The 7,002-nt window shown below is 34.8% G+C and carries 8 protein-coding genes; 2 read left to right on the top strand and 6 right to left on the bottom strand.

Annotated features, from left to right (window positions below):
* Window positions 1-374: 374 nt before the first annotated feature.
* Window positions 375-908 carry a DUF3967 domain-containing protein gene (locus tag ACWATA_RS29265; RefSeq protein WP_473050534.1) on the bottom strand — a complete coding sequence of 178 codons (534 nt, stop codon included), beginning with the start codon at window positions 906-908 and terminating at the stop codon, window positions 375-377.
* A gap of 627 nt (window positions 909-1,535) precedes the next feature.
* Here ACWATA_RS29265 and ACWATA_RS29260 point away from each other — a divergent pair.
* The gene (locus ACWATA_RS29260; protein WP_098250102.1) at window positions 1,536-1,994 is read left to right on the top strand and encodes a replication/maintenance protein RepL; all 459 of its coding nucleotides are present in this window, start codon (window positions 1,536-1,538) and stop codon (window positions 1,992-1,994) included.
* 156 nt (window positions 1,995-2,150) lie between these two features.
* Window positions 2,151-2,501, top strand: a complete 351-nt coding sequence (locus tag ACWATA_RS29255; protein ID WP_205663468.1) for a response regulator transcription factor — start codon at window positions 2,151-2,153, stop codon at window positions 2,499-2,501.
* 50 nt (window positions 2,502-2,551) lie between these two features.
* On the opposite strand, the gene ACWATA_RS29250 is transcribed toward ACWATA_RS29255, so the two are convergent.
* The 5 genes from ACWATA_RS29250 to ACWATA_RS29230 all read right to left on the bottom strand — a co-directional run bounded on the left by ACWATA_RS29250 (window position 2,552) and on the right by ACWATA_RS29230 (window position 6,799).
* Window positions 2,552-3,052: an HTH domain-containing protein gene (locus ACWATA_RS29250; protein WP_233335546.1), complete on the bottom strand. Its 501-nt coding sequence runs from the start codon at window positions 3,050-3,052 to the stop codon at window positions 2,552-2,554.
* Between the two features lie 354 nt (window positions 3,053-3,406).
* Window positions 3,407-3,550, bottom strand: a complete 144-nt coding sequence (locus tag ACWATA_RS29245) for a hypothetical protein (protein WP_233335545.1) — start codon at window positions 3,548-3,550, stop codon at window positions 3,407-3,409.
* A gap of 133 nt (window positions 3,551-3,683) precedes the next feature.
* Entirely contained in the window at window positions 3,684-3,860 is a 177-nt protein-coding gene (locus ACWATA_RS29240) for a hypothetical protein (RefSeq protein WP_473050536.1), read from the bottom strand.
* An 864-nt stretch (window positions 3,861-4,724) separates the two neighbouring features.
* Window positions 4,725-6,143, bottom strand: a complete 1,419-nt coding sequence (gene mobV, locus ACWATA_RS29235) for a MobV family relaxase (RefSeq protein ID WP_473050535.1) — start codon at window positions 6,141-6,143, stop codon at window positions 4,725-4,727.
* Window positions 6,144-6,622: 479 nt separating this feature from the next.
* The gene (locus ACWATA_RS29230; protein WP_016766102.1) at window positions 6,623-6,799 is read right to left on the bottom strand and encodes a hypothetical protein; all 177 of its coding nucleotides are present in this window, start codon (window positions 6,797-6,799) and stop codon (window positions 6,623-6,625) included.
* Window positions 6,800-7,002: the final 203 nt, after the last annotated feature.

Raw genomic sequence — 7,002 nt, 5'->3', positions numbered from 1 at the left:
GTATGCTACATGTATATTCGCATATTCCCGACAATATTTTTAAAATCTCAATCCCTGCGGCCGCGCACAAAAATAAATGATAACAGGAGAATAAGAAAAAAACTTCTCTATAGCTACATGATTACTAACATAATCAAATGTATCCATAGGAAAGTGTCTTAAAAATTACATGCAATTAACCTTTGTATCTAAAGAAAGCTTACAACAGCCACTGTAATAAGCATCAAAAGAATATACCATATACGACATGTCATGCTACATAAAAGAAGACACCTTTAAGGTGCCATTTTTCAATGAATCTTCTCTCACGTCTTATAGGAAACATTGTATATGTTGGCTCTGATACATTATCAAAGTTGTTTATAATACAACAACTAAAGTTTCCAAAACTGCCACCATTTCTTTTTTTCTTCTGAAGCAGCTACTAATTTCTTTTTTTCTTGTATTGATCGTAAGGTCTCCATTAAAGCTAAGTCTCTTTGTTCCCTTTTAATTTCACTTTCTTTATAGCTTTGCTTTATTTCTTCTAGCTCTTTAACCAATAATTTATTACTCTCCATAAGTTGCTCGTTAATTGCTCTTTGTTCTTTAAACATAGCTTTCAAAAAATCTAAAGAAGAAGAGTCTAATTCTTGGTTGATTGATTGATGATTGATTGATTGAATATCAATGAAAAGCTTATAACCATCGGCTTTGAGCTTACTATCTATTTCAGTATCAATCAAGTTATCGATCATATAACACTTCCGAATTTTCTTTAGAACTTCTACGGAATCTGGATGTAATAAAATCTTTTTCCCTTCCCTCTTAGTATTAAGAAAAGCTTGATGTTTTTGTATGTATCTCCTTACAGTTGGAACAGGTGTATTAATCATTTTAGAAATATCATTGATCGTTATCCAATCCATAATATAAACTGTCCTCCTTCAATCGATCAATCAATTATCAATCAATCACTAAGACAAACTATATATAGTTTCTTTAATTTTATCAAAATCCCTACTGATTGATCGATGATTGATCGATTGATTCACCTTTGTTTTGGGGTGGCGTGCTGGCTAGGGGTTTGGGGACTAGTCCCCATTTGTGTATCTTATTTGAAAAAAGGTAGCAACTATGGACGGCTGCTTTGGCGGTTCGGCAGGTATAATGGCCGTCACAAGCCGAGCATCTTAAACTTTGTTTTGGGTATGTTCGGCTTGGCGATATAACCAACCCTGCCGAAATTTTTAATGCAAGGAGAAAAGAGTGGAGATTTTTTCAGTGACTTTCTGAAAAAATACTACTCGAACCTTGCATTAAAAATAGCAAATATATTAATAGATAAGAGTGAAAAAAAGATGAAATGTTGGACAAACCCTTTTATATCAAGGGTTTGAGGGTGATTTGTTCACTTAAATTTTTTTAAGTGTTCACTTAAATTTTTTTAAGTGTTTACTTAAATAAGACTTAAGTGTTTACTTAAGTCTCTTGTTATTATATACTCAAAATATGAAAAAGAGACTGGATTATTTTTCTATAAAGGAGTTAAAAAAATGTCTAATTACAAACGCAAAAAAGGAGTAACTAGAAAAGCAACAAAAGTTGTAGGAACAAAAAAATACATAAACTCAGAGACTGGAGAAATCGAAGAAATGGAAGTTATAAGCATTGAAGAACGAGATGCTAATTTCCATAAAATTTGGTTAGGTCATATAGTTGAAAGTCTTGATTTAATAGGTAATAAGAAACTTAAAGTTCTTACATTCATAATGGATAACCTTAATAGCGAGAACATGTTTTTAATGACTTATAAAGAAATTGAACAGAAATTAGGAATTTCTCAGCCTACGATTGCTGAAACAATGAAAGCTCTACAAGAATCAGACTTTCTTAAAAAGATTAGAGCTGGAACCTATCAAATCAATCCAGATAAGATCTTTAAGGGCGGTAAAAACTCAAGATTAAACGTTTTAATGCAATATAACGAGATTGATAACAAGGAAGATAAATAAATTAAGGAGGTGATTCAAACGTTTAACACCAAGATTAGACACAACAACACAAAAAGGGCATTTCTCCTGGCAGAGAAACACCCCATTGCTTAATAGATTTTCGAATGCAATTTTATTATAGCATGGGTTGCCCTCAAAAAATAGGAGGGTCTTATCATGGATCAAACTGAAAAATTATTAATAGGCATTGAACATGTTCTAAGTCTAGCTTCCGATTTAGTAGATGAAGTTGCTCGACTAAAGAATGTAGAAGAAGAATGTAAAATGCTAAAAGAGAAAGTCTTCATGAACCAACTAACTCAAGCAGAACAAGAAGTATTTGCTCTTGCTATTGATGGTCATTCTATTTCAGAAATACAAAACCTTCTTCATAAAGAAGAAAGCACTATTAAAAATCAAAGAAAAAGCATCTTAAAGAAATTGAATACAGAATCTATGACAGAGGCCGTTCAACAATTTCAAAACCTACATCAAGAACCTTCAAAAAAACTAATAAGAATTTCTTAAACATAGTAGCCTTAAAGGCTAAAGAAGCAGGCTTAAGCCTGCTTTTCTTTTTAGTCTAATAATCCCTTTTCCTTAAACACTTTTCTCAAAGCTTCATTCACCAATTCAGATTTATAACTCTTTGGCACCCGATCAATAATACTTAACACATCATCATCAAAATAAAAGCCTCGGTATACTCTTTTCGAACGGTCTTTTGGACTTTGCAACAACAAATCAATTGCATCTACTGTACTAGCTTTTGAAGAACTAGTGCTAGTGCTTTCACTTTCATCAACATAGCTCGTACTAGCTGCTACTTCGCTGGTTGCTAGCTTTTGTTCTGCTGGCATTTTACTGTTTTTAGAGATAAGGGTACTAAAATCAATATCTAAAGGCTCTGATTCTTCTCCAACATAGCGATAAATGCTTTCCTTACTGTCCCATTCATAACCTAATTTCTTAATCTTTGATTGAATGGTACGAGTACTTACACCATATCGATCAGCTAATTCTTTAATAGTGATTTCTTTCATCATAATGCCATTTAACATCTTTTTTACCAGCATCATACTAGCCCCCATTTTCGTATTAAGAGTATAGTACTAATATTCAAATGCAACATGATATTTCCTGCTATATTTTTTTCAGCTGCATAGTTATTTCAATCTTTGAGCAAAATACTGGAGAAGTCTTGTAGGACTCCACTTACAACCTAATATTTATCAGTAGAAAAAGCCATCTTCCCCAAAGATGGCTTTTTCGCCTTTTAGTTAACATAAAATCAATTATAAGAAGCCAAATTCCTTATATATAAAGAATTTGGCTTCTATTTTTATCAAAAAATGATTAATATGTTTAATTCAACAGCAATGATTAAATTGATTCGGTTTGGTTAGTTAAATAAAAATATGCAGCAATCATTATCATGTTAGTAGGATATCATTTAATAAAGCTAGTTCTACGCTGAAAGGATCACTAATTTTTCTAAGTTCACAATAACCAGAACTATAAATATGAATAATCTTAAATCTTGTACCACGATACAAAACCTCTTTATTAATTGACATACCTTCCCTCCAGATTCATTATCATAGTCTATTCAACATATTAATCATTTTTCTTATTCAACGTACATCTGGAATAGAATCAAACTACTTTTCCCTTTTTTATATATTTCAAAACATAAATTCAAATAAAATTTTAAATACACTCGACTATATACATATTTTTAACTGCCTTGAGCAAACTACTCATGACGTCGTGAGGCATCCAGTATCCAACACGAATCTCTTCTCCAAGAGCAGAAAAACCTACTGATCCCTGTTCAGTAGGTTTTTCGTTTTTAAGCTGTATAAGATATACAAAGTTAGTTAACATAATACCTCTTTCCGGAACACATCAAAAAAGAGAACCCTTACGCCCCAAGGGTTCGAAGAAGTTCTCTTTTTCTCTTTTATGCAACTTTTTATACATTGTTGATAGAATAGGCATTCTATTGAGCAAATCAATGAAAACAATGTATAAGAAGTCCACCTTTTATGCATATGTATAATGATTTAACTATATTATAATTACCAATAATTACATGTCTCTCTGAGATTAATCTGTTAAAAAAACAAAAAAAGCTCTAGTCAAATGTGCCCTTTAGACTGGAGCTTTTTTATACATATCTTACTTACAAGCTATAAATTAGCAATATTATCCAAAATGTGTTATTGTTGCATTCATTACTTCAGATTTCAACGTATTTGAAGGCAACCTCATTCTCCTATGACAAAGATGAGGTTGCTCTTTTTTTATTTTTACACGCAGCAACACATTTAAAATAGTCCTTAATTACAGAACATGGTAATCTACTTATGTTTCATACTTCGGATACGTATGGACAAACCCTTATGAAAGAGCAATCTCGATTGCCAATGCCCAGATTGCTTCTTTTATTTTGAAATTTGTATGACAAGTTTCGTTTTATTATGTTACACTAAAAGAGCTAACGACCTAATCTAACTTTTTCTTTTACTTTTGCAAAGTAAAATTCCTAAACAAAAAAGAGCAAACCTTCTCCAATGCCAGTTGAGATAGGATTGCTCTTTTTTATTTAAATCCTTTAATATCAGCTTATTTATCAGCAAAACCATACGTGTAAGCGTTCAACAATAAATAAATATCGTAAGCAGCTACCACTGCAAAAGCAATAAGTAAGAGTGTCGTTTTCATTTTACTCAACTTCCTATCTCCTTTTTACCGTTCTAATTCTTGATCATTCTGTTTTGATTGCCTACCAATTCCACGAACATATTGGAAAAATGAAATCTGCTTCATTTTCTCCACATTCTGATCAATCCAATTCAACGCTTTTTCCTTCCAGGCTTTCAATATTTTATTCTCTTCTTTTAATTCACGAACCTGCCTATTCGCATAATCTAAGTCTTCTTTTGGGACATAATCCTTGATATAACCAAGATTCATCTTCGTTAAGCTCTCATTCACTTCTTTTTCCTGTACAAGCTCTTTTTTCGTTTTCTCATGTTTCTCCTTCTCAATTGTCAAATCATCGCTGAGAGAGCTTATATGAGCCTCATATTGCGTATCTAGTTCTCTCTTAACCTCATCTTTGACCTTTTCCTTTTGTTCAGCTGAGAAATCACGCACAAGCTTCTGGCGCATTTGTTTCTTCGCTTTTTCCACTTGGCCGTCTTGATCCGCCACATATACCTCTAATTCTTTCCTTGTCTCATCCAAATCATTTTTCAATGTCTTGTTCTCTTTTTCATAGCGATCAAGCTCATGGCTCAATGCATGCGTGCGCTCATGCTCGGCCGCTAATGTTTGCTGAAGCTCTTTTGTGAGACTCATCAGCTCATGAAAATCTTCTTCTTCCACTTTCACTTTGGAACCCATGACACTCTTGGCCGCCTCTACTTCAATAGGTTGGCTACATAACTCTTCAATCCGTCTCTCGCTACGTATCTCAACGGGTGGTGCTGCTTTCAACTCCACTAAATTATCCATCTGTTGAAGCTCTTTTTCCTTGTGAGCCACAAGTTGTTGAAGATGCTTGAGCTCTTTCTCACGTTCTTGTTTTTTAAACTCATGCACACTCTTATGCTGCAGTTCGCTCGGCTCGCCACGCTCAATGTCATACCCACGTTTGTTCATGTAGTGATGAAAGTCATCCTGGATTCGACGAATCTTCGTTTTCCCATGAAAGTACTCTTTCGCCGCCAAGCGCCGATCATCCGTGATCGGCACAAACCCCACGTGCATGTGTGGCGTCGCTTCGTCGTTATGTACCACGGCATATAAAATGTTCTGCTGACCATACTTGCCTGCAATATGGTCCAGTGCTGCTTCAAAATATTTGCGCTGCTCGTCTTGCGACATCGCATGCATATACTCCGGACTAGCCGATACAAAGAACTCTGCCACCAGGACGGCATCATTCCGAATTTTTCGTTTCACACGGGTGGCCGTCATCTTCTTAATTTCTTCATGGTACTTAATTTTGTCCTCGTTCACAAAGTCATAGTTAAGCATCGTCCTGGTTGAATCGATGTCTTTATTTTTACTGTTCTCGCCTTCTCGCTGGTTATGTTTCTGGATCCCCAATATTGCGTCTTTGTGGAACTTTTGCATGCGGATAATCCCATATTTGGCCATCCCTCAATCCCCCGTTTCGACCACTGTACTTGGGTCTAGCATACCACAATTTGATATTTGGTGTAACGCACTACACCAATTTTTCATCTTCGATCAAATTGGGAGCGCGCTCTACGAGGTGGCGGTCGGATTCCTCCCTCTGTTTGGCTCCGCCAAAAAGAAAAAAGACATCCTAAACGGATGCCCTTTTTCTTATAGACCGTGGACGCCGTCCACCACCTGTAAGGGGAACTCTTCCCCTTAACCCCATCCTAAAAACTCCCCCAACCCCCTCACTTTTTTGAGGGGGCTCCCTCGCCGGTTGGCGTCAAACAAACGGGTTTGTTTGAGTGCCAAGAGGGTTTGGGTCTGGTGAATCTATCAACTCCTTAAATTCTCGACCTGACGGTCTTGCGATTTACCGTTGACAGACTACTTTATAAGGAGGTTTTGAATGTTTTTGAAAGAAATTATTCCTAGTAGTTTATATGCTTTAAAAATTAATTACTGCTCTTATCTTCTTTTTGAAAATGTTCTTTGTAATATAAATAATCAACTTTATGTTTTGTAGACATTAATTGTGTTGCTAATATTGCAGTGTAAACAGTGGTCAATCCTAATGCTACTGCTCCCAATAAATTCAAATTGTCTTTATTAGTATTATCGTTACTATTCATGAAAATTTATCTCCTTTCTCATTTCTCTTTAAACTTATATTGCTAAATATCTTAGGTTTTTATTCCAAACTGAAACAGAGAAAGTCCTTTAGATGAACCTTGACATACCAAATTTCTAATTGAATATATGTGTCATAAATTATATATAGTCACAACAAAGGCCGCCCATTATGTATCATCCTATAAGGCGGCCTTCATTGTAT

It is taken from the genome of Priestia sp. USM5, assembly GCF_058323215.1.
The sequence above is the reverse complement of the archived record's forward strand: the minus strand, read 5'-3'. Positions and strand labels throughout refer to the sequence as shown.